Source organism: Paenarthrobacter sp. NPDC091711 (assembly GCF_044756605.1).
Taxonomy (GTDB): Bacteria; Actinomycetota; Actinomycetes; order Actinomycetales; family Micrococcaceae; genus Arthrobacter.
The window spans coordinates 19,014-40,163 of the sequence record NZ_JBIVTF010000026.1 but is presented as its reverse complement, the minus strand read 5'-3'; the positions used below and the strand labels follow the sequence as shown (position 1 = coordinate 40,163).

Below are 21,150 nucleotides of genomic sequence, written 5' to 3'. Positions count from 1 at the left end.
AACCTCAGCGACCAAACGATTCGTGAACTTCACCATGGCAATCGACACCCTTCAATATTCAGGTGTTGCGATCACCGCATGATTCAGCGCGTTCAAAACGACCTGAACTGCTACTCAGTTGGGTTGGAAAAGCCTGCGGCTACCGGGGTTGGGGGCTTGGGTGCCGGGCACTTTACGTCCTACGCCCCGGAACGCTTGCGGCGTCCGCCGAGGAAGAGGAACAGCCCCACTCCGGCAAGCAGAAGGCTGATGGGTAGCACCGTGAAAACTACCCCCGTGCTGGCCAGGAATCCGTCAGACTGAGCAGGGACATCCGAAGCCCGCGGGGAATCGGCACTTCCCGAGGGTGAGGCTGCCAACTCCGAGCCCTCCCCTGCCCCGGACGTACCCGCGCCAGATGTACCCACTCCGGGAGTCATACCCGAATGAGGCACTGTTCCCGCTGCCGGGGGCGTAGACCCTTCCGCACCCACCGGAGGAAAGGTCACAACAACCTGTGCAGCTGGAGTGGTGACCGGAAGCCCCAAGGATGGCGTGCCGGTTGCCGTAGCGGAATAGCTGACCTTTCCGGCGTCGGCGTCGGCCTGGGTGACCGCATACATTGCCGTAGCGGTAGCAGTTTCACCGGGCAACAGGGTTCCCTCGGCACCGGGCCAGGAGTAGTCCGGAACCGTGGGGCCCGGCATCTGATGCTCCACCCCCACAGCCGTCAGGGGCGCACTCCCGGTGTTGTGCAGCGTGAACGTGTAGACGATCACTTCACCCTGCCGCGTAGGGTCTCCCAGCGCGGAAGCGTCCCCGGTGATCTCGAACTCCAACGCCGGGATCGCGTTCAGCGGAGTGTCCGTTTCACTCGGTGGAGGCGTTACGGCCGGCCCCTTGGGAGGAGTACCGGTGGCCGTAGCGGTGGTGGCCGCGTGGCCGGCATCGATATCCGCTTGGGTGATCGCATACGTTGCCGTAGCAGTCACCGTTTGGTCCGGGAGAACCACGCCCGGAGTGCCCGGCCAGGTGTAAGCCAAGGCGGAAAGGCCCGCCAACGGAGCCTCCATCCCTACGTCCTTGAGCGTGACATTGCCACTATTGGTGGAGGTGAAGGTGAAGGTGATGATGTCGCCGATCTTCCACAACACCTCAGCGTCGGGTGCCGGCGAAGACCCGGAGAACTGCATGGCCGGCGCCATGACCAAGGGAGTGTCCGCATCGCCGGGAGGAGGAGTGACCGGCGGACCCGTGGGAGGACTCCCGGTGATCGAGGCACTATTGGCGACGTGGCCGGCGTCGATATCTGCTTGGGTCACCGCATACCGTGCGGTGGCCAGCAACGTCTGGCCGGGAAGAAGTTCGCCCGGAGTGCCGGGCCAGGTGTAGGCCACGGCAGAATGACCAGCCTTCGGATCGTCAATGACGACGTCGGTCAGTGGCACGTTACCGGTGTTCTTCGCCGTGAACGAATAGATGATCCGGTCCCCCACTGCCGACGGAGACCGGACCCCGGAGGCGTCCGCCGAGAGAGCGAATTCCATGTCCGGCGATGAGTTTGCCGTGCTGGCCACCACACAGCTGATATCGGCACCGGCAACGGGAACGATGCCAAGCGAACCAGTGAAGGTTGCGGCGTGGGGCAGGCCCGGTTGAAGACCATGGGCGTCAGTGCACGTGATGGTTGCGTCATAGCCGGACAGGTTTGTTCCCGACTGGGTGAGGTAATACGTTGCGTCCGCTGTGGCAACGTATTCGCCTGTGGTGCCGGAACCAGCACCAACCGTGGCACCGGACCCCGTGGTGGAGTTCGCACTGCTGCCCACCACCGGGCCATCGGCCGAACCCGCACGGATTTCCGCGGTGAACTGATCCGAATACACCAACCGCGCCGCATTCAGGGCCGTGCTCAGTTGGAGGCGCGGGGCGCGCACGGTCAGGGCGGCGTCCGCTGGCGGGGCCAGGTTGGTGACCAGAGTGTCGGGACCGTTGTTGTACGTACCTTCCACAGAAGCGGTGACGTCCACGGTGATGGTGCACGACGTCATGCCCTGCGCCAAGTCACCGCCGGTCACGGAAATTGAGGTGCTTCCGGCCACAGCCGTCCGAACCATCGGGCTGGTCCCCGGTGATTGTTCACACGTTCCACCTACATGGGGGTTAGCCGCCACCACCAGTCCGGCAGGGAGGGTGTCTGCCAGGAACCAGTCATTCTTCCCTTCCAGCTCATCCGTGTTGGTGACCGTCAAGGTCATGCGGGACGTTCCCCCTGGACCCACCAGGGAATGAGTGAAGGCTGTGTCCAGCTGGGGAGTGACGTCCACAATCTGCGGAAGGTCGAAAGCCACATCATTGCCGGCCCCGGTGGTGGTCTCATTCCGGAGTTCCAGGCCAAGGGTGGGGTTGATGGTGCCAACCGGGATTTGGTACGGAACGGATTGAAGCTTAGTGACGTGAACGCTGGCCTGGGTGCTGCTGCCACAGGGATCGAGACCGGCACTGAGGACTTGCCGCGTCCCGTTGATGAGGAGGCTGAAGGTCTGGCTTGCGTGCGCTGCATGGCAGTTCACTTGGGCGAAGTAGGCGGACACGGCGTAATAGTGGCCCGCTATTGCCGGAGCGGCGTTGGACTCGGTCCGGAACTGCACACCGGCAGCGATGCTTCCGAAGGCACTGTTGGTGTACTCGGACAACACCTGATTTCCAGCAGCTTGGGCCGGGCTCTGCCCCTGTGCCACGCCAAGCGCAACCGCCATCTGCTGGACCTGCTCCCAACCGTCCGGCTGGTTCCTGAGGCAGCCGGAATCGGATGCGGGCAACGGCGTGGAGGAGTTCAGGATCCATCCGTCGCATTCTCCGCCGGCCGGTGTGTAGGTCGTGTCAGCTGTGTATGTTTCGTTGGCTGCTGCGGGACTGCCCTGGTAGTCCAGGATGCTGATGGCCCCGGCTGAGGCGTCCTCGTTTGAGAAGTTCTCAACGTAGATGGTGTTGCCTGCCTGGGCCACTTCAGGTGTTCCCGGCGCCGTGGCCAGGGCAGCCTGCTCCAGGGCTCCACCCAGCCCCAGCGACATCACCGCCGTAGCGATCATGGCCGCAAGGAGCTTGCGTGGACGTGCGTCCTTCATGGGTCATCCTCAGTGCGCTCAAGCAGTTGTTCTTGTCGTTGAACGTTCCATCAATCCAACGAGGGCACCGAAAACACAGGGGACCCGAACATTATGTGTGGGCAACGGGCGAATCATGACGCGAAAATCGGAAGAACTTTTTGGAATCCTTCATTTGCCTGCGAAGAGGAAACACGCAGTGGGCAGGAAATCCCTAGTGATACGCGTTGGCAAACGACGTGTTGGCAATACCTTGGCCACCAAATTGGTAGGTGAACATACCCCCGCCGGCGTTATCCGGCATAGCGACGCCAAGCCTGAAGGCAAGATCATGAGCGGCCATGGAAGACGTGACGCAACGGACTTGCCGCCGCTCGGAGGCAGCGCTGGTGCACGTCCAACCAGACGGGGCAGCAGTCCTTTCCGGCACAAAAGTCGCCTGGTCCGGGAGGGTAAAGACCGCTTCACCCGTGCTGGGAGACCCCTCGCCATTCAGCGAGAACTCCACGCTGACCTCCCGCTCCCCCGTAACGGCGCCGGCGGCTGCGCCGAACGCAGCATCAACCGTTTGAGGCACAGGTGCCGCTGAGCTGGAAGCCGCGGGCGTCGTCGTCGACCGTACCTTCCCGGAATCCGTCACCACGGCACTGCGCTTTCCTTGCCCCGGCGGGGTCCCGACGGCGGTGGGTTGCGGTGCACTGGCAACAGGCGCCTCTGTGGTGGGCTGCTGGGCAGTATTCGGTGCTGCTTCCGTAGCCTCGAGGCCAGGCGTTGCGGAAGGCGAGGGCGTGGCAGTTGGAGCCGACGTTGAGTGGACGGGAGGAACTTTCTCGCCGGCGTCTCCAGGCGCAAGGGACTCGGTGGCGGGAGTCGGCTGAAGCAACCATCCAAGGACTCCCACCAAGGCGAGCACTCCCACCACGATGGCCGCCGTCAACTTCCACAGCTGGCTCACACTGCGCGCCACCACCGTCCCTCCGGTTGTGGCTGCCGATCCCAACGAGGCAAACGAGGCAAACGCGGCCGGGCTGAAAGCGATGCCCGTGACCAAGGGGAACAGAATGGCCCTCATGCCGCCCTGAACGTCATTGAGTTCCATCAGCAAGGCCGTGCACTTGGCACAGCCATCCAGGTGAACCCTGACTCTCTCCGCGGAGGTACGCTTCAAGGCGCTCCGGGCGTACTTCCCCAACTGGCTGGCGTACTCTTCGCATCCGTCGCCCACCGTCTGGCTGATGTGCTGCTGAAGGTAGGCCTGTCGCAGTCCTTCCCGCGCCCGGAGGGCCAACGACGAGACGCCGTTGGGAGTGAGCCCTACCAGTGGCGCCGCCGCGGCCGGCTTCAGGCCTTCGATGTCCAGGTGCCAGAGTACGGCTTGCCAGCGTTCGGGCAAGGACTTGAACGCCTTGGCCATGATGCTCGCCTCAAGACCGTTCAGGACGGGGTCACTATCCAGCACGGCGGAATCCAGGACGGCGTCGTCGGCAGCAGTCGGCATGCGGCGGGCCTTGCGGTTCCGGTCGTGCGCCGTGCGGCGCACCACCGTCAGAAGATAGGAGCGGAAGAACTCCTTGGGGCCTTTGCCTTCGATCAGCAACTGGAAGATGGTGGCAAACGACTCGGCCACGACGTCGTCGGCGTCACTGGGGTTGTCCGTCTGGGCGCGGGCCACATATTGGGCGATCTTCAAGTGCCGCTCATAGAGCACATCGAACGCCTCCGTGACCCCTTGGCGCACCATGGAAATGATGTGGGGATCGCTTTCAGCGGCCATTGCCAGGGCTGGGGAGTCGCCACCGCCCTTTACCGAAAATACTTGATCCATAAACAATAGTGTGACATCAGGTGGCGCGTGACTTGAATCGGGATCTTCATACCTGTAGAGAACCCAACTTATTGCATTTTTCGCATCACGATTCCCCTGTTGGCCGCACTAGTGAGGCATGACATTCCCAACCCCTGGAGTGAGCCGGGGAAAAGCAGGCGCCCGGCGCCCCCTCTCCCTCCTCAAAGTGACGCGCGCTCTCCACAAGAAAGCCCCGCGGCAGCAGAGCGTGGTGGTTCGGGGATTGCCGCACTCCCCTTCCGGCCTGCTCGCCCGGAAGAAGAACGCAGGACATGTCGCCCTGGTTTACGGAGCAGACAGGCCGTGGGCCATTCCGGGCGATACCGTCATTTTCACGGCGTGGATCACCAACGACTCGGCCAGTTACCTCCGGGACGTCGCACTGATACCGCGTTCCTTCACCAACGAAGGCATGGAGGTCCTCCAGTACACGGCCGAACCTGTGCAGGCGGACCTTGAAATCAGCCTCCTGGCACCTGGCCAGTCAGTGATGCGGAGCTTCTCCTATCTGGTGACGGACTCCGATCATCTCCACGGGGGAAGCCTGGTCAGCGCGATGCGGGTCCGCGCCACGTGCCGGGGACAGCTCATTGCGGATGAGCACGACGCCTTGGTCTCGCTCAGCGGAATGCGACGGGACTGGCCGTTTGAGACCGACCCGGGGCAGCGGAGAAACAGCTGACGCCCTACTCGTTGTCCGGTTGGCCTACCGGCTTTTCGGCGGGCCAATCCACATCCTGTTCGTAGCCCTCGTGCTTCTTCAAGTACGCGGCAATATACGGGCAATGCGGGATGATCCGTTTTCCGGACGCCACCACATCATCCAACGCAAAATGCGCCAGGACTTTTGCCAGGCCCTGGCCGTTGAACCCGGGCTTCGTTTCAGTGTGAATGAAATCAATATGACCGGGCTTATCCATGAACTGCGAAATCACGGCCAACTCTCCGTCCACATGCAGCTCATAGCGGTGAAATTTGTCGTTGCGCACCGTGGTGACGCCGGGGCGGAACGACTCTGCCAGTGAATCCGTGTACTCGGTCATGGTTCGAGATTGGCACGTAAATCCGGCGCTGGCAACGTCCACCACCGCCCCGCGCGTACTTCCGCGCCGTCCCGCTGCGGCGGCGGCAGCACCGGCGTCGGAACCTTGCCGAGCAACAGGACCGCAAGGGCGAAGCACGCCGCTCCACCGCCCAACAGCGCAAGCGTTAATCCGTTGAATGCGGCGTCCGCCACCGGGAGCAAAACCACGACGACGGCCGTCACCACAGCGGCACGCGACGGGCCCCGGGCGTGGCTGGCCGCCGTCGGACGGTTCTCCAGGCGCCCAAAAAGCCACACCACGGGGACCAACAGGGCTACCACCGCGAAGAAGACGGGGATCCGCGCCCACCACCACTCCGCAGTCCCGGCCAGCGGCTGGGGAACATCGGTGAGCAACAGCAAACCGGACATGCCCACCAGGAGCGGAAGGTGCCACAAGTAGACGGTCATGGAACGCCGTCCCGCAACAGCAATAACTGCCCGGATCCAACGGAAACCAGCAATCCCCCGAAGGCCGTTCCGCAGCATCTGGAGCGTCGCAGCCTGGGAAACGCCCAAGAGCAACAGGCAGAGATTGGGCGGGTTCAGGTTCACCACCATGTTTCCCGGGTACACGGCCACGCCGGTCACCAGCCCCAGCAGCAGGTTGCTGGACACAATGGCCCCCACCAGCCAGGTACGGCTCCTGCGTTCGAAGAAGCCGTCAGCCATGAAAAAACCCAGTTGCTGGACGGCACACCACACAAAAATCATGTTCGCGAACGCCAGGACGGGAAGGGCTCCGCGCAAGGAATCGACCGTCATCATCAGTGTCACCAGGGCGGCGAACGTCAGAAATGGCGCACGCTCGTGAAAACGAGCCATGAGGGGAATGCTGAGTTGGGCTGTGAGGTAGGCGGCCAGGAACCAGAGCGGCATCGCGGCGCCGGCGGTCATCAACTGGATGACCTGCGGGTGGACGCCCAGCAGAAGCGCAACCCACAGCCCTCCCCACATGACCGCCAGCAAAGCCATGGCCGGACGCACCAGGCGCAGGAGCCGCAACTGGGCGAAGTCGAATCCAGTGCCGCCGTGCGCCTTCAGGCGACGCCATGATTGCAGACCGGTCACACCGCCCAGGACGAAGAACAACGGCACGATCATGAGGCCCCAGGCCACAGGGGTAAACCAGCCCTGTTCCATCAGCACGTTCACGGTGGTGACCGTGCCGTCCTTATGCAGGACCGGGCTGACCATCATGCAGTGCGCCGCCACCACCAGGAGCAGGCAGGTGAAACGGACAAGGTCGATCACCGGGTCCCGTTGCACAGCACTACTTGGCACAGCGGTACTCACCGCGCTGGCGGAAGGATTCGCATCCATCTCCATGGCTCTCCCCTGAAGTCAGCACGCGCGTGCGTGCTGACTTCATTGTCCGCCCGGGCGAGGGGCCGGGCCAGCAGGCGGGGCGCTGGGATTCCGGGTGCGCGTCCTGTGCAGCAAGCGCTCCCGTTGGGCCGGGTCCACAGCAGCAGCGCATGCCGCTGCTGCCAGTCCGAAGGACCCGTCCAACACTGCTTTGTCAGCTCCTGCCGATGCGCCGAATGCCGCGAACTCCGCCGTGTGATGCGCGGCGCCGCGGACGTCGTAACCCACCATCGGGTGGATGCTCGGCACCAGTTGCGACACGTTTCCCATGTCCGTCGAGGCCACAGGATCTGCGTTGAAGGCAACGTCCCTGCCCCTGGCTTTCATTGCTTCCTGGTAAGCCGTGGACAGATACGGATCCTGGCGCAATTCCGCGTAGTCGTTGCCGGACGGCGTCACGTGGAGCGTGCAACCGCTCGCGTGGGCGCCGGCTTCCAAGCAGCGCCGGACTTTGCCTTGGATGACGCGCAGCTGATCAATGCCCGGTGCCCGCATTTCCACACTCGCGCGGCTGCGCTCAGGAATCACGTTGACCGCGCTGCCGCCTTCTGTGACGATCAGCGACACGATGGAGCCCGCGGGCAGTTGCTGCCGGGCCAGGGCAATCGCCAACTGCGCCACCACCAACGCATCCAGCGCATTGACTCCTTCAGATGGTGCAGCCGCGGCATGGGCCGGACGCCCCTCGAACAGCACATCCCACATGGACATGGCCAGGGACGATCCACCCACTACATCCGCTGCACCGGCGTGGACCATCATGGCCAGCGAGACGTCGTCGAAAAAGCCTGCATCAATCAGGTCCACTTTGCCGCCGGTGGTCTCTTCCGCCGGCGTGCCGAGAACTTTGACGGTGATGTCCAGCTCATGGGCCACCGCCGCCAGTGCCAATGCTGCCCCCACCGCGCTGGCTGCGTTGACGTTGTGTCCACAGGCATGGCCGATCGCGGGCAGGGCGTCGTACTCCACGCACAATGCCACCACGAGTTCGCCGGATCCGAAGCGAGCACTGAAGGCCGTGGGCTCTTCAGGCTGCGCTTCATCGAACGTGAAGCCCGCCTTTCGCAGCACGCTCCGCACGCGTTTGACGGCCCTGAACTCCTGGCCACCGAGTTCCGGATCGGCATGGATTGCATGGCTCAGATCGAGGATTTCCGGCGTCCAGCGCTCCAGGTGGCCTTCCAGCGCGGCATGAACTTCCCCTGGGGAGGCAAGCACGACGGCGGCGCCGCGGCTCACGCTGCTGAGTCGAGCCATCATGCCGTCACCCCGGCGGCCTGACGCTTCGGGTACCGTGCACTTGCGGCGGCGGCTATCAGCGCAGCGACGGCCAGTGCTCCCCAGATGGTGAACAATCCAGCTTCGGTGATGTGTCCGGAATCAACGGACGCGGAAGAGATCAGCTTCACTACAGCGGCGCCCACAGCGATGCCCACGGACAAGGCCAGTTCGTTCAACCCGGCCGCTGTGGACGTTTCCTCCACAGGAACACCTTCTACGGACAGCGCGCGAGTTCCTGCCTGGTACATTCCCAGGCTGAGGTTGAACATCGCGAAGCCAACGCAATACCCCGCAAAGGAGCTGTGGCCCAGCAACATCACTACGAAGCCGCAAGCCAGCAGGACGCCCGCGAAGACCAGGGTGGCGCGTTCACCGAACTGCCGGAGCGCCCTCGCCGTTAGGAGTGAGGAAGCCAGCGACAGAACGGAAGCCGAGGCAAGGACCACAGCGATCGTGAGCGGGCTGAGGCCGAACCCGTAGCCAGTCTTGTCCGGGTTGGAGTGCAGGAATATACCGTTGGTTCCGAAGTAGCTGATGGAAGCAAAGCCGAAGAAGAACGTGGCCAGCGAGATAGCGCGGATCCGGGGATTGGCCAGCATTCGCAGATCCATGAACCGGCGGCCCTGGATGGCACTGAAGTCCCGCCTGGCCCAATAAGCCAAAAGGGCCAGGCCCAGAGCGCCAGCGGTGAGTGTGCGGGCATCCAGCCAGCCCCATTCCGGCGCCATGGAGAGCGCCACCACAAAACCAATCAGACCCAAAGAGCAAGCCAGCAACGGCGCGAGGGCCATGCCCTCACGGGTGGGGACCCCGGCGTCGGGCAGTAAGAAGGAACAAACGAAGGCGGCCACGGCGAAGGGAACCGCCACCCAGAATCCGAGCGTCGGATCGGTGACCCCAACTATTCCGGCCAGCAGTCCGCCGGCACCCACCATGATCATGAGCATGCCGATCATGACGCTGACGCCAGTGCGTGTGTGTGCAGGGCTTGTGACACGCAGGATTCCCATCATCAGCGGTATGAACCCCACCACGCAGGTCAGCATGACGACGCCCAGCGTCACCGTCCACAACGACGGCCACAGCGCCATTTGCAGCACGCCAACAGTCACCACGCCCGTGGACCAGCGCAGCACCAGGCGGTATCCGTAGCTGTCGCCAAGCCTTGAAATGATGGGCGTGAGAACGGCGAAACTGACGTTGGAGATGAGGAAAATGCCGTTGATGGTGGGGTCGTCAATCTCGAAGACCGGTCCCAGCGCGGGCAGGATGGGACTCAGATATCCCTGTGTCACGCCGCTGAGCGATTCGATGAGAGCCATTGCCAGGATCATTCCTGCAATGCTCCGGCGGGTCATGGCTGACGTGGTGGGAGGGGCTGCGGTGCTTGCCATGTGCTTCCTTGGGGGTCTTGAGCCTTGGTTGACGACATACTCGTGATGCGAGTCACAACGCTACGACCGTCGTCTACACTGGCCGTGGAATTGTTCAAAACCCACTAAAAGCAGGACAAATTGAACGAATCAGCCATAATCTCCGAGCTTGACCTTGAAATCGTTAATGCACTCCAGATCAACCCGCGGGCTGAATGGAGTCGGGTTGCGGATGCTCTTGGACTCTCAGGACCCACCGTGGCGCGACGATGGCAAACGTTGGCCGAGGGCCGGCTGGCATGGATCACGCCATCTCCGGGTCAGCGCTACCTCAGCGCGGGTTGGTCTGCCTTCATCCAACTCTCCTCGCTCCCGGGCGAAAGTGAGGAACTCATCAGCCGACTCTGTGCCGAGCCTGCCTTCGGCACAGTATCCATGGTCACCGGCTCCCATGACGTCTTCATGGATTGCTTTGCCTCCAGCCATGAGGAACTCATGGACATCATCACTGACTCTTTTCCGAAGCTTCCCGGCGTCACGCACCGCGAGGTGGTTTTCGTGACCAAGCTGTACCGCCAGGCCTCGGAATGGCGCAGCGGCACACTGGAACCCGGACGCGCTCGGCAGGTCTCGACGCAAACAAAAGAAGCCCCCGCCGGCTATTCACCTGATCGACTGGATGCCACGCTGCTGGAGGAGCTCGCCAAGGACGGCCGGGCCAGTTGGGCGGAACTTGGCACCGCCTGCGACGTCTCACCCCAGACCGCCCGTCGGCGGGTGGAGCGCTTCCTCGCTTCCGGCTACATCACGCTGAGGTGCGACGCCTCCACAGCAGCAAACAGGGGCCTGCGGGAGGTCACCCTCATGCTCAACATTCCGGCGCAATATGTTGACGACATAGGCAGCTACTTCGCCGCGCAACCCAACTGTCGGCTCAGCGCCCAAGTATTGGGCACGCAAAACCTGGTGGTCACGTTGTGGGTGCGGAATTATTTGGAAGCGCAAGCGTTCGAGCGGGAGCTGGCCGAGCGGGCACCCGGCAGCTCGGTAATATCCCGGCAGGCGGTGGTGAGGACCTACAAGCGGCTGGGCCATCTCCTTGACGAGCCAGGACGCAGCTTGTCAGTAGTGCCCCTTCCACTATGGAGGGACGAGGCCTCCTGAAACGTCAGCAGCTGATATCCACTACCGCGGGATTGCCTCTGGACGGCTCGTGGAAACACCGGCAGGATCAGATGCATGACAACGTCGATTTTCGTGAACCTGCCCGTCGCCGACCTCGAAGCATCCAAAGCCTTTTACACCGCCCTTGGCTACACCATCAACCCGAATTTCACCGATGAGACTGCCGCTTGCGTCGTCTTCAGCGACGCCATCTACGCCATGCTCCTGACCCACGACAAATTCAGTCAGTTCACCAAGCAGCCCATCGCTGACACCAAGAACTCGACGGCGGCAATTCTGGCCCTTTCCGCCGATAGCCGCGAAGACGTGGACGCGTTGGCCGCCAAGGCATTGGAAGCCGGCGGATCCGAAACCTACGAGGCCCAGGATCTTGGCTTCATGTACAGCCGCGCGTTCCGTGATCTGGACGGCCACCACTGGGAAGTCCTCTGGATGGATGCCGCCGCGGCCCAGGATGGTCCGCCTGAGTCCTAGTTCCGGGGGCTATCCCAGCGTTACTGCCAACACTCCAAGCACGACGGCGAGCAGCGGCGTGGTGCCTTGGAGCGTAGCGGCGCGGAGGTACTTTTTGCCGCTGGCCGCAAGCACCAGGGCGGCCAGGAGCATGGAGCCGCAGCTGCTGAAGACGAGGGTCCACCCCACTTGGGTTGCTCCCATGGCTACTGCGATGATGCCGATCAAGGCACCAATGGCCAGGAACAGGTTATAGAAACCCTGGTTGTAGGCCAGTGGCTTGGTGGTTTCCGCGTCCGCCTGCGAAGTGATGCTGAACGTTTTCCAGGTCTTGGGCTTGGTCCAGGTAATGGACTCCATGGTGAAGATGTAGACGTGGAGCAGGGCGGCAATCGTCGCGAAAATCAGGGAGGCCAGGATCATGTTTTGATCCTAGCCTCCCTGTGTTCTTGAGCTGCTCGTCAGGCGCTGAGCAACTCCAGCGTGGCGCCTGCGAAGGTCGCGGCCGAGCCGTTCCACTGGGCCAGCAAGCCTTGGAGGTTCTCGCCATCGGCACGGTGCGCTGCGGTTTCGGCCTCCAGCGTGGAGAGGATGCCGGTGCGCAGTTCCGTGTTGAAGTTCACCTTGCCCACGTTCATGGACGGCGCCTTAGCGAGCTGGTCCGCCGGAATGCCCGACGCTCCATGCAGTACCAACGGCACGTTGGTCTTCGCTGCGACGTCTTGGAGCACGTCCCAACGGATGGCGGGCTCGCCCTTGTACTTGCCGTGCACGTTTCCCACGGCCACGGCCAGCAGTTGCGCACCCGTTCGCTCCACGAAGTCAGCCACCTGCGCAGGATCCGTGAGCCCCGCAACTGAAGCGCCGGCGTCGTGCGCTGAATCATCGGCACCGAACGCCTTGTCCTCATCACCCGCAAGGCCGCCCAGCTCTGCCTCAATCACGACGTCGGAAGCACCGTGCGCGTTCAGCGCGGCACGGACTTCGCGGACCAAGGCGATGTTGTCCTCGTAGGGCAAGGACGAACCGTCGGCCAGGACGGCGTCCGCACCTGCGGCCACCGAGTCGAGGATGACCTTGAGGTCCGAGGCGTGGTCCAGTTGGACCGAAACCGGGACGCTGGCGTCGTCGGCGAGGCCACGCAGGGCCGCAATGAGGCGCAGTCCGTTGGGGGTGGACGCAGTTTTCGGAGCCACCAGCAGAATCACGCTGAGCCGGGCTTCTTCCGCCGCCGACACTATAGCCAGCGCGGTGGTGAAGTCGTAGCAGGTGAAGGCCGGAACGGCGGAGCCGGACGCCAGGGCTGAGGTGACCAGCTGATCGAGTTTTGCGCGCATTAGTGGGCCAGGCCTCCTACCAGGATCCAGGCAACGTATGTCAGCGCGAAGCCGGCCAGGCCCAGGATGGTGGTGAGGACGGTCCAGGTCTTGAGGCCGTCGGAAACCGTGAGGCCGTAGTAGCGGATCACGGTCCAGAAGCCCGCGTCAGTGACGTGGGACAGGCCGAGCGAACCGAAACCGATGGCGATAACAATTACGGCGATCTGGGCTGGCGAGTAGCCGCCTTCCATCACGGCGGAAGTGAGCAGGCCGGTGGTGGTCACGATTGCGACCGTGGCCGAACCCTGCGCGGCGCGGAGGGCCAGGGAGATGATGAATCCGAGCACAATCACCGGAAGGCCAAGGCTGTCCAGCGTGTGGGACAGCGCGGCGCCGATGCCCGAGGTGCGGAGGACTTCACCGAAGACGCCGCCTGCAGCAACCACCATGAGGATGGACGCGATGGGAGGCAGTGCGCCTTCGAAGATTTCGCCGGTTTCCTTGAGGGACCAGTTGCGGCGTACCGCCAGCAGGAAGAAGGAGAGGGCCACAGCGACCAGGAGTGCGAAGAACGGGTTGCCGATGAACGCGGCCACGCCGTACCAGTAGTTGTCCTTGGGGATAGTCAGTGTGCCGACGGTGCCGAGAAGGATCTGGGCGATGGGTGCCGCGATCAAGAACATGATCAGCCCGGGACGGGGAGGTGCGATCGCACGGGCGCCGGGACCATCGTGGCCAACGTGGACCAGGGATTCGGAGCCGAACTCTTCCACCTGCTGCTTCACTCCGGGGAGAAGCTCGTAGTCCTTGCGGTTCATGATGCTGGCAACCCAGTAGGACAGGAATCCGAGGGGGATGCAGATGATGAGCGAGATCATGGTGATCAGTCCGATGTCCGCGCCAAAGACGCCGGCGCCGGCCACGATGCCCGGGTGCGGAGGGACTGCAACGTGGATGGAGAGCATGATGCCGGCCATGGGCAGACCGAACTTGATGGGGTGAACGTTCGCGATCTTGGCGAAGGCGTAGACGATGGGGACCAGGACGATCACGCCAACCTCGAAGAACACGGGGATGGCCACCAGGAAGCCCACGGCCGTCAGAGCGACAGCAACGCGCTTGGCTCCGAGCTTCTCCGTGAAGTGGGTTGCCAGCGACTGCACTCCACCGGATACCTCGATCATGCGGCCGAGGATGGCTCCGAGGGCGATCAGCAACGCCACCTTGCCCATGGTGCTGCCGACGCCCGTGGTCACCACGGTGAAGATGTCCTTGAGCGGAATCTGGGCTGCGACGCCCACCAGGATGCTGACGGCCAGCAGGGCTACGAAAGCCTGGATCTTGAAGCGGATGATCAGCACCAGCAACAGGGCGATACCGGCCGCAGCGATGGTCAGCAGAAGCGGTGTTCCCAGCTCCACTGCGGGCTTGATGGCGGGGGCGTCGGCCGCCTGAACCATCAACGAGTTAACGAGGGGATTCATTGGGGGTGTCTCCTTTGACATACCAGTCTAGGGAAGACCGGCGGAGGTGGCGACGACGGCGAAGGGGGGGCCGCCGTCGTCGCGGGTTCTTTGTTGGGAGTGGTTAGGCGGTGCGCTTGGAGGGCGCAACAACCTTGATGACGGCGGAGTCGTCGGCGGCGGCGAGGCCCTGGGCCTGGCCGAGAAGGTAAAGCTGTTCAGCAGCAGCGGCAACGGGTGCGGCGAGGCCGGCGGCCCGGGTTGCCTTGCCCACGATGCCCATATCCTTGACGAAGATGTCCAGGCGGCTGAGGACCTCGGCACCTTCCTCGGTGTACGCCTCGAGGATGCGCGGGCCGCGGTTGGAAAGCATGAAGGAACCGGCGGCGCCCGCTTCCAGGGCGGCGAGGGTCTTGGCTTGGTCGAGGCCGAGCGCGTCGGCGAGGGCCATGGCTTCTGCGGCGGCGGCGATGTGGACGCCGCACAGGAGCTGGTTGACGGTCTTCAGTGCCTGGCCGTCACCGGGCTTGTCGCCCACAATGCTCAGGGTGGACGCCAGCAGTTCAAGAGCGGGGCGCGCCTTTTCCAGAGCCTCGGGCTCGGCGCCGACGACGATCAGCAGGTCACCTTCGCCGGCACGCTTGGGGCCGCCGGACAGCGGAGCGTCAACCAGCGAAACGCCGTATTCGGCCAGCTTGGCGACCGTGGCCGGGATGGCTTCCGTGCCCACGGTGCTGCCGAGGATCACCACGGCGCCCGGCTTCAGCACCGAGGCCACCCCGTTCTCGCCGAAGAGGACATCGTTGAGCTGTTCGCCATTGCGGACGGCCAACAGCAACGCGTCGGCGTCCTGGGACGCTTCGCGGGCTGAAGCGAAGGTTTTGATACCGGCCGCTGCTGCGAGTTCCAGGCGGGGTTCGGCAATGTCAAAGCCGTGGACGGTCAGCTCGGAGGCGAGCCGGGTTGCCATGGGCAGGCCCATGGCGCCGAGGCCCAGGACGGTGACGGTGTAGTTGCTGCTGGTCATGGTGTTCTCCATTGAATTTTGGCTGTCAGAAAGTGGCGCTGAGCTTGCGGGTGACGTGCGTCAAGGACTGGTCGTCGCCCACGTTGCCGGCGAAGACGATGTACGGGATGCCCTTTGCGGGGCCGTCCACCGGCTCCCACAGCGAGACGATGCCCGGGAGCATGGGTCCGCGAACAATCGCGTGGCGGATTTCCAGGCCGTGCGCGGCGACGTCCGAGGACGTGATGCCGCCCTTGGCGATGACGAACCGCGGCGGGAAGGTCTTCAGCGTCCGGTTCACCACGGCGACGACGGCGGCCGAGACTGTGCGGGCGATCTTCAGGCTCGCTGCGGCGTCGTCGGTTTTGATGAGCAGGCGGCTGGTGTGGACAATGACGTCGCCCTGGTGAAGGGCGTCGACGACGTCGGACACGACGGTTGCGATGTAGGCGTCAGCTTCCGTTTCGCCCTCGGTTTTGGTTCCGGCAATGAGCTTCTCGACATCGATCTCGATGGTCCGGGCCGAGCTGTGCGCGGCTGTGAGGTCATTGAGTTGCCGGGTGGTGACGCCAACGTGGGAGCCCACCACAATCAAGCCGCCGGCTGTGGAGGGCGTGTTGCCCGCGAAGGCCTCCTCGGACGTCAGCGCCGTGCGGATCTCCTGGCCAATGCGGCCCCTGACGAAGGGCGGACCAACACGGTAGAGGAGTTTCTTGCCGCGGCGTTCTGCTTCCTCCAAGCCCAGGGCGAGGGCACGGAAGTCGTTCTCGGTGACGATGTCGGCCACGATCGGCGTGGAATTGGTGGCGGATTCCAGGGCGTCGGCGATCGCTTTGGCGGAGATGGTGGGATCCTGCGCTGATGCTCCGGCGCGGATGATGTTCAGGTCCAGGACGATCACATCGCCGGCCGGGAACCGGCCCTGCGACTTCTCCTCCACATACTTGGCCATCTCGGAGTTGGCGAAACCGAAGCTCGCGTCCTTGGCGAATTCCGTCTCCGCAACAGGGGTGAGGGAGCCGAGGTGTTCTGCTGCGCCCCGCATGTAGTGCACGCCGCCGATGGTGACGCGTCCGGCGTCGGGGAATGCTGGAACGATCACCACACCGTCGGTGGCTTCACCGGTCTCGGCGGCCACGGTGGCGGCGATGACATCCGGCTCCAGCGGGTAGTGGCCGCGGAGGGTGGAGTCGCTGCGGCTGACGAAACCCAGCGCCAAACCTGCGGGCGCTGCTGCGGCCAGAGCGTTGCGGACGATTTCCTCGTTGCGCGCCGCGGCTTCGGCCGGGTCGAGGCTGCGGGTGTTGGTGAGGACGTAGACAGCAGGCTTGGTCTGGTTCTCACGGATGTGGGTGAAAGCCCAGGTGAAGTCCGCGACGTCCCAACGGGTGAGCACGGCCAGATCCGCAACGGATTGCGTGCCGGTGGGGTCGTCGTCGAGGACAACCAGAACGCGGGGAGACGTTGCCGAGGACGCCGCAACGGCGTCGGCAACCAACTGAGCAGGAATCTGGACTTCCGCCGGGAAAGCGGCCAGAACGTCGGCTTCAAGGGTCACTGTGCACTCCATCGTGGGAAATCTCTGTAGCGGTTTGGTGAATGTAAGATGTCAGACATCTAACATTTGAATTAGTGTGACACACGGCTCTTGACCGCGCAAGGTGCTGCGCATCACTAGGCTGGGTGGATGGCTGACAGCGTTGTTCCGCTCCCGTTCGTGAACGTCCTCACGCCTGCCATTCCCGCAGGTCAGCCGGTTCCCGCAGTGCTGATCCACGGTTGGGCGTCCGGTTCCGTGTACTGGGAACCCCTCGCCAGGAAACTGCTCGACGCCGGCCGCGAGGTCTGGATCGTGGACCTCCCCGGCTACCACCCGGGCGAGGAATTGCCGCCGGACTTCGAATGGACCTTGGACTCGGCAGCGGCTTCGGTGGCAGCAGCCCTCGACGCCCGGAGTGCCGCGCCCGCGGGCCGAAGTCCCGCGCCCGCGGGCCGGCCTGCCGTGCATCTAGTGGGACATTCGATGGGCGGCAGTGTTTCCTTGACACTCGCGGCAGCCCGTCCCGATCTGGTGGCCTCACTGACCTTGGTGGGTATGGCGCCGGTGCCGCAGAACCAGGGGTTCAAGACAGTGCTCAGCTCGCAGCTGGACCAAGGATTCTTCGATTCCGGGACCATAGCCAAGCTCATGCACGCCTGGTACGGGGAGCTGTCCGCAGCAGACATGGCGCTGCTCAGCGCAGGGTTCACAACGCCCTTCCCGGTTCTGTCCGCCAGCGCTGTGGCGGCCATGTCCGGCGTCGAACCTTCAGTACCGGGGCGCGTCCGGGCGCCACTGCTGGTGATCGCCGGGACTGGAGATCGGGTGCGCCCCATGGAACAAATGCGCGCATTTGTGGCCGAAAGCCCGGATCGCCGGCTGAAAGCCATCCCGGGCGCCGGTCATAACGTCCACTGGGAACAGCCCGAACAATGCGCACAGGCACTCACTGAGTTTTGGGAAACAAGCTGGCCACCGCCAGCGTAAGATGTCTGACATCCACCCGTCCCGAGGGAAATCCAAGGGGAGCCGGGTGGTCAGAAGTACAGGAAATGGGGATACATGGCACGTAAGTCGCTGGTGGGCGTCGTCGCTGATGAGCTGCTGGACCGCATCATCGCGGGCGAGTTTCCGCCCGGAACGGTTGTACCGGGCGAGCTGGAGCTCAGCGCCAAACACGAGGTAAGCCGCATGACCGTCCGCGAGGCCATGAAAACGCTCGAGGCGCAGCGGATTCTCAGCGTCGAACGCGGCCGCGGAACCTTCGTCAACCCCCTCAATCAGTGGGCATCCTTGGAAGCCGTGCTGCGTGCCGCCTCCGAAGGAACCAAGGACGCGGCCGCTGCGATCCAGTTGATCGAGCTCCGCAGGATGCTCGAAACAGGGGCATGCGAACTGGCCGCCGAGCGCATCTCCGATGATGAGCTCGCCGCACTCAGGGACCACGTGGAAAAGATGCAGGCCTCCCACGAAGTCAACGACCTCGCAGGGTTTGTGGAAGCCGACCTCGCTTTCCACGATGTGATTCTTCACGCCTCCGGCAACGTCTTTGTGGCCGTACTTTTCGAACCCCTGCACAGGGTCCTGGAGGCCCGGCGCGCTGAGACTTCAGCCTTCCCGGAGATCCAGGAACACGCGATCGGCCATCACCGGAAGATCGCCGCCGCTTTGGAATCGCGCAATCCCAACGAGGCACGCCTGGCAATGGACGCCCACATGCAGCAGACCCTGGACGATCTGAAGACGTACGTGCTGGAGGCGTGACAGGCAGACAACACCTTAAGTGTTGGGCGCAGCTGATTTAAATCTTGCACTGGCGCGGGATCAGAGAATCCTTGATTTTTACGGCAGAATTGCCTCATGCTCTTAATTGTTGCTGTCGCCCTTCGAAAGTTCTGCGCGTGAGACCACTTGAGTTTCCCGAGTTTCCCTTTAGCTCTCCGTTGGCGAAAGCCATCATCCAACTTGAACGGGTTCGCGCAGCTTTAGGGGATGGAACCACCCCTCCCGAGGTCTTCGCGCAGCTCCGCACTCTGTTTCAATTGCTGTCGAGCATCATGAGCGCACGTATCGAAGGCAACCGCACGTCAATTGTCGATGCTGTTGCCGGTGTTCAGCACGCGAACCGCACTGACGTCGCGACGGACGATGGGGTCCAAGAAATTGTCCAGCTTCAAGAAGCAACAGCCTTCGTCGACTCCGCCATTGACCGGGGGACGGCACTGACGCATGGGTTCGTCCGGGAGCTGCACCGCATATCCGTTACCGGCTTAGAACGCGAAGGGGACCGCACGCCTGGCGCTTACAGACTCGCCGATGTCATCATCAGTGGCTCGTCGCACCGACCCCCACCGCCGGGGAGCGTGCACGGTGACATGACGGCACTCCTGGACTTCATCAATGAAGATGTGGATCAGAACTATGAGTTGCTCAAGATCGCACTTGCCCACCATCGGTTCGTCTGGATTCATCCTTTCGGCAATGGGAACGGTCGAGTCGGGAGACTCCTGACGTACGCAGCCATGCGACAGCAAGGGTTCTCCGACGCCGCTGGATACGGAGCCCTCAACCCAACGGCCGTGTTTGGGGAGAACCGCGACCTCTACTACGAACGGCTCGAAGACGCCGACTCCCTCGAACCCGAATCTTTGATTCGCTGGTCGAATTACGTCTTGGAAGGATTGTTGACGGACCTCAGCAGATTGGTGAAACTCGGCAACAAGGACTTCGTCACGGAAGGTCTCCTGATTCCCGCTATCGAAAGAGGCCTTGCGTCATCGCGCTTTACCCGAGAAGAAGCCCTCGCCTTGAAAATCATCGCGCGCAGAGTCGAAGTGAAGGCGGGAGACCTTAGTTCAGCGTTCACGGGCTCAGCCGCGACACGAAGCCAAGACATTCGAAAACTCTTGGACCGCGGAGTCATTGAACCGGTGGCGGAAGGCAAGAGATCCTACCGGCTTCGCCTCGCCCCGAGTGAGCTAACACCCCTCCTGGTTCGGGAGCTGGATCGGCTGGGATTCCTGCCCCGCATTCTGCGCGATTCACAATGATCTCCGCGGCTGCAGATGCCCTTGCCTAGCGGCGCAAGCTCTCGCTGGGCAGCTCGCCGAAGGCCTTCACGTAGAGCGCAGAGAAGCGCCCCTGGTGCGTGAAGCCGCATAGCTCAGCCACTGCCGTGACGCTCTGCTCTCGGGGGTTCGCCTCGAGAAGCATCTCCCGGGCACGGTCCAGCCGGATACTGCGCAATAGCTCCGACGGCGTCGCTCCGGTTTCCGCCCGAAGGGCCGTTTGCAGCGTTCGGACTGAGACGCCCAAGCACTCGGCGATGTCCGGCACAGTGAGTTCCTCGAAAGCATGCCGCTCCAACAGCTCGCGGCATTCCCGGACCAGCCGGCTTTCGGACTCAGCATCCCGGATCTCACCGCTGGGCATCTCCATCGCCATCAGCAAGCGTGACACCATGCTGTCCGCCAGCAATCCCTGCACAAACGCGGGAGCCGCGGCCTGTGGCTGGCTGATCATGTCGTCATGAAGCTCGACGACGGACCTCAAGAATGCGCGGCCGGCCGCACCTGAAAGGTCCATGCCGTAGCCCAGGTCCACGGCGCTGTTTCCATACAACTGCCCGGCCACCCGCTCCAGCGCGGAGCGCCTCACGTAGACAATCAGGTGCGGACTGCCGCCGTCCCAAGTCATGGAAAATGGGCGGTCGATAGGCGGAACCGTGGCCATGCGGGGACTGGATTCCACCGTACTGGAGCCCACTTGCATGGAAGCGTGCCCGGCCAACGGGATCTGCACCAGATGGAAATCCTGCAAGCCCTCGGGTTCAATCCGAACGTCGGCCCCGTAATCCAGGAATTCGATCCCGACGTCGCCACGGTGCAAGGAACGCAGCTTCATGTCCATCAAGGATGCGCGCGTCCGCGGGGCGAGCTCATGGCTGCAAAACAACTCCGCAATCTTGGCATGTGCCTCGTCCACATTGGTTGTGGCCATAGTTGGCTGCCCGCGCAAAACATCACGGGCAAGAATCCTGACCATCCGCCACCTACTTCACGGGTAATTGCGTCACACGGTTTTGGAGCTTTTCGTCTTTCGGATGATCCCCGCGCCAAGTGGATATTCCGGAGTGCAGCGTCTGTC

The 21,150-nt window shown here is 63.2% G+C and carries 18 protein-coding genes; 6 read left to right on the top strand and 12 right to left on the bottom strand.

All coding sequences use genetic code 11. The annotated features are described in order from the left end of the window. Positions 1–179 precede the first annotated feature (179 nt). Together ACIQH5_RS22035 and ACIQH5_RS22030 are read right to left on the bottom strand one after the other, a co-directional pair. A complete protein-coding gene (locus ACIQH5_RS22035) occupies positions 180–3,107 on the bottom strand; it encodes a hypothetical protein (RefSeq protein ID WP_400407690.1) in 2,928 nt (975 codons plus the stop codon). Positions 3,108–3,300: 193 nt separating this feature from the next. Further along, positions 3,301–4,911, bottom strand: coding sequence for a sigma-70 family RNA polymerase sigma factor (locus tag ACIQH5_RS22030; RefSeq protein ID WP_400407688.1), 1,611 nt, complete (start codon positions 4,909–4,911; stop codon positions 3,301–3,303). Between the two features lie 118 nt (positions 4,912–5,029). On the opposite strand from ACIQH5_RS22030, the gene ACIQH5_RS22025 reads away from it, so the two are divergent. Beyond that, a complete protein-coding gene (locus ACIQH5_RS22025) occupies positions 5,030–5,614 on the top strand; it encodes a hypothetical protein (RefSeq protein WP_400407686.1) in 585 nt (194 codons plus the stop codon). Positions 5,615–5,618: 4 nt separating this feature from the next. Here ACIQH5_RS22025 and ACIQH5_RS22020 read toward each other — a convergent pair whose 3' ends face one another. Genes ACIQH5_RS22020 through ACIQH5_RS22005 form a run of 4 tightly spaced genes read right to left on the bottom strand, consistent with a single transcriptional unit; the run spans position 5,619 to position 10,059 of the window. Further along, positions 5,619–5,975, bottom strand: a complete 357-nt coding sequence (locus ACIQH5_RS22020) for a GNAT family N-acetyltransferase (RefSeq protein WP_400407684.1) — start codon at positions 5,973–5,975, stop codon at positions 5,619–5,621. After that, positions 5,972–7,345 (bottom strand): acyltransferase, encoded by a 1,374-nt coding sequence (locus tag ACIQH5_RS22015; protein ID WP_400407682.1) that lies wholly within the window; start codon positions 7,343–7,345, stop codon positions 5,972–5,974. The genes ACIQH5_RS22020 and ACIQH5_RS22015 overlap by 4 nt, the downstream gene beginning before the upstream one ends. Before the next feature lie 39 nt (positions 7,346–7,384). Beyond that, positions 7,385–8,623 (bottom strand): M20 family metallopeptidase, encoded by a 1,239-nt coding sequence (locus ACIQH5_RS22010; protein WP_400407679.1) that lies wholly within the window; start codon positions 8,621–8,623, stop codon positions 7,385–7,387. Between the two features lie 17 nt (positions 8,624–8,640). Beyond that, positions 8,641–10,059, bottom strand: a complete 1,419-nt coding sequence (locus tag ACIQH5_RS22005; RefSeq protein WP_400407676.1) for an MFS transporter — start codon at positions 10,057–10,059, stop codon at positions 8,641–8,643. A 120-nt stretch (positions 10,060–10,179) separates the two neighbouring features. Here ACIQH5_RS22005 and ACIQH5_RS22000 point away from each other — a divergent pair, with 120 nt between their 5' ends. Both ACIQH5_RS22000 and ACIQH5_RS21995 read left to right on the top strand, forming a co-directional pair. After that, positions 10,180–11,202, top strand: coding sequence for an Lrp/AsnC family transcriptional regulator (locus ACIQH5_RS22000; RefSeq protein ID WP_400407673.1), 1,023 nt, complete (start codon positions 10,180–10,182; stop codon positions 11,200–11,202). Positions 11,203–11,277: 75 nt separating this feature from the next. After that, positions 11,278–11,697 carry a VOC family protein gene (locus tag ACIQH5_RS21995; protein ID WP_400407670.1) on the top strand — a complete coding sequence of 140 codons (420 nt, stop codon included), beginning with the start codon at positions 11,278–11,280 and terminating at the stop codon, positions 11,695–11,697. A 9-nt stretch (positions 11,698–11,706) separates the two neighbouring features. On the opposite strand, the gene ACIQH5_RS21990 is transcribed toward ACIQH5_RS21995, so the two are convergent. The 5 genes from ACIQH5_RS21990 to ACIQH5_RS21970 form a co-directional block, all read right to left on the bottom strand. Further along, the gene (locus ACIQH5_RS21990; RefSeq protein WP_105693827.1) at positions 11,707–12,099 is read right to left on the bottom strand and encodes a DUF1304 domain-containing protein; all 393 of its coding nucleotides are present in this window, start codon (positions 12,097–12,099) and stop codon (positions 11,707–11,709) included. 38 nt (positions 12,100–12,137) lie between these two features. Further along, positions 12,138–13,013 (bottom strand): class II fructose-bisphosphate aldolase, encoded by an 876-nt coding sequence (locus ACIQH5_RS21985; RefSeq protein WP_400407667.1) that lies wholly within the window; start codon positions 13,011–13,013, stop codon positions 12,138–12,140. Continuing rightward, entirely contained in the window at positions 13,013–14,479 is a 1,467-nt protein-coding gene (locus ACIQH5_RS21980) for a GntP family transporter (RefSeq protein ID WP_141283417.1), read from the bottom strand. Before ACIQH5_RS21980 ends, ACIQH5_RS21985 begins: the two co-directional genes overlap by 1 nt. Before the next feature lie 103 nt (positions 14,480–14,582). Further along, entirely contained in the window at positions 14,583–15,485 is a 903-nt protein-coding gene (locus ACIQH5_RS21975; RefSeq protein ID WP_141283416.1) for an NAD(P)-dependent oxidoreductase, read from the bottom strand. A 25-nt stretch (positions 15,486–15,510) separates the two neighbouring features. Continuing rightward, a complete protein-coding gene (locus ACIQH5_RS21970; RefSeq protein WP_400407664.1) occupies positions 15,511–17,022 on the bottom strand; it encodes a four-carbon acid sugar kinase family protein in 1,512 nt (503 codons plus the stop codon). Positions 17,023–17,151: 129 nt separating this feature from the next. On the opposite strand from ACIQH5_RS21970, the gene ACIQH5_RS21965 reads away from it, so the two are divergent. From ACIQH5_RS21965 to ACIQH5_RS21955, 3 genes are all read left to right on the top strand, one after another. Then, positions 17,152–17,991 carry an alpha/beta fold hydrolase gene (locus ACIQH5_RS21965; RefSeq protein WP_400407662.1) on the top strand — a complete coding sequence of 280 codons (840 nt, stop codon included), beginning with the start codon at positions 17,152–17,154 and terminating at the stop codon, positions 17,989–17,991. A 75-nt stretch (positions 17,992–18,066) separates the two neighbouring features. Next, the gene (locus ACIQH5_RS21960) at positions 18,067–18,768 is read left to right on the top strand and encodes a FadR/GntR family transcriptional regulator (protein WP_400407659.1); all 702 of its coding nucleotides are present in this window, start codon (positions 18,067–18,069) and stop codon (positions 18,766–18,768) included. Positions 18,769–19,061: 293 nt separating this feature from the next. Then, complete coding sequence (locus tag ACIQH5_RS21955; protein WP_400407656.1) at positions 19,062–20,054, top strand: Fic family protein; 993 nt, start codon at positions 19,062–19,064, stop codon at positions 20,052–20,054. Positions 20,055–20,079: 25 nt separating this feature from the next. Here the strand turns inward: ACIQH5_RS21955 and ACIQH5_RS21950 are convergent, their stop codons facing one another. Next, positions 20,080–21,003, bottom strand: coding sequence for an AraC family transcriptional regulator (locus tag ACIQH5_RS21950; protein WP_400407654.1), 924 nt, complete (start codon positions 21,001–21,003; stop codon positions 20,080–20,082). Between the last annotated feature and the right edge of the window lie 147 nt (positions 21,004–21,150).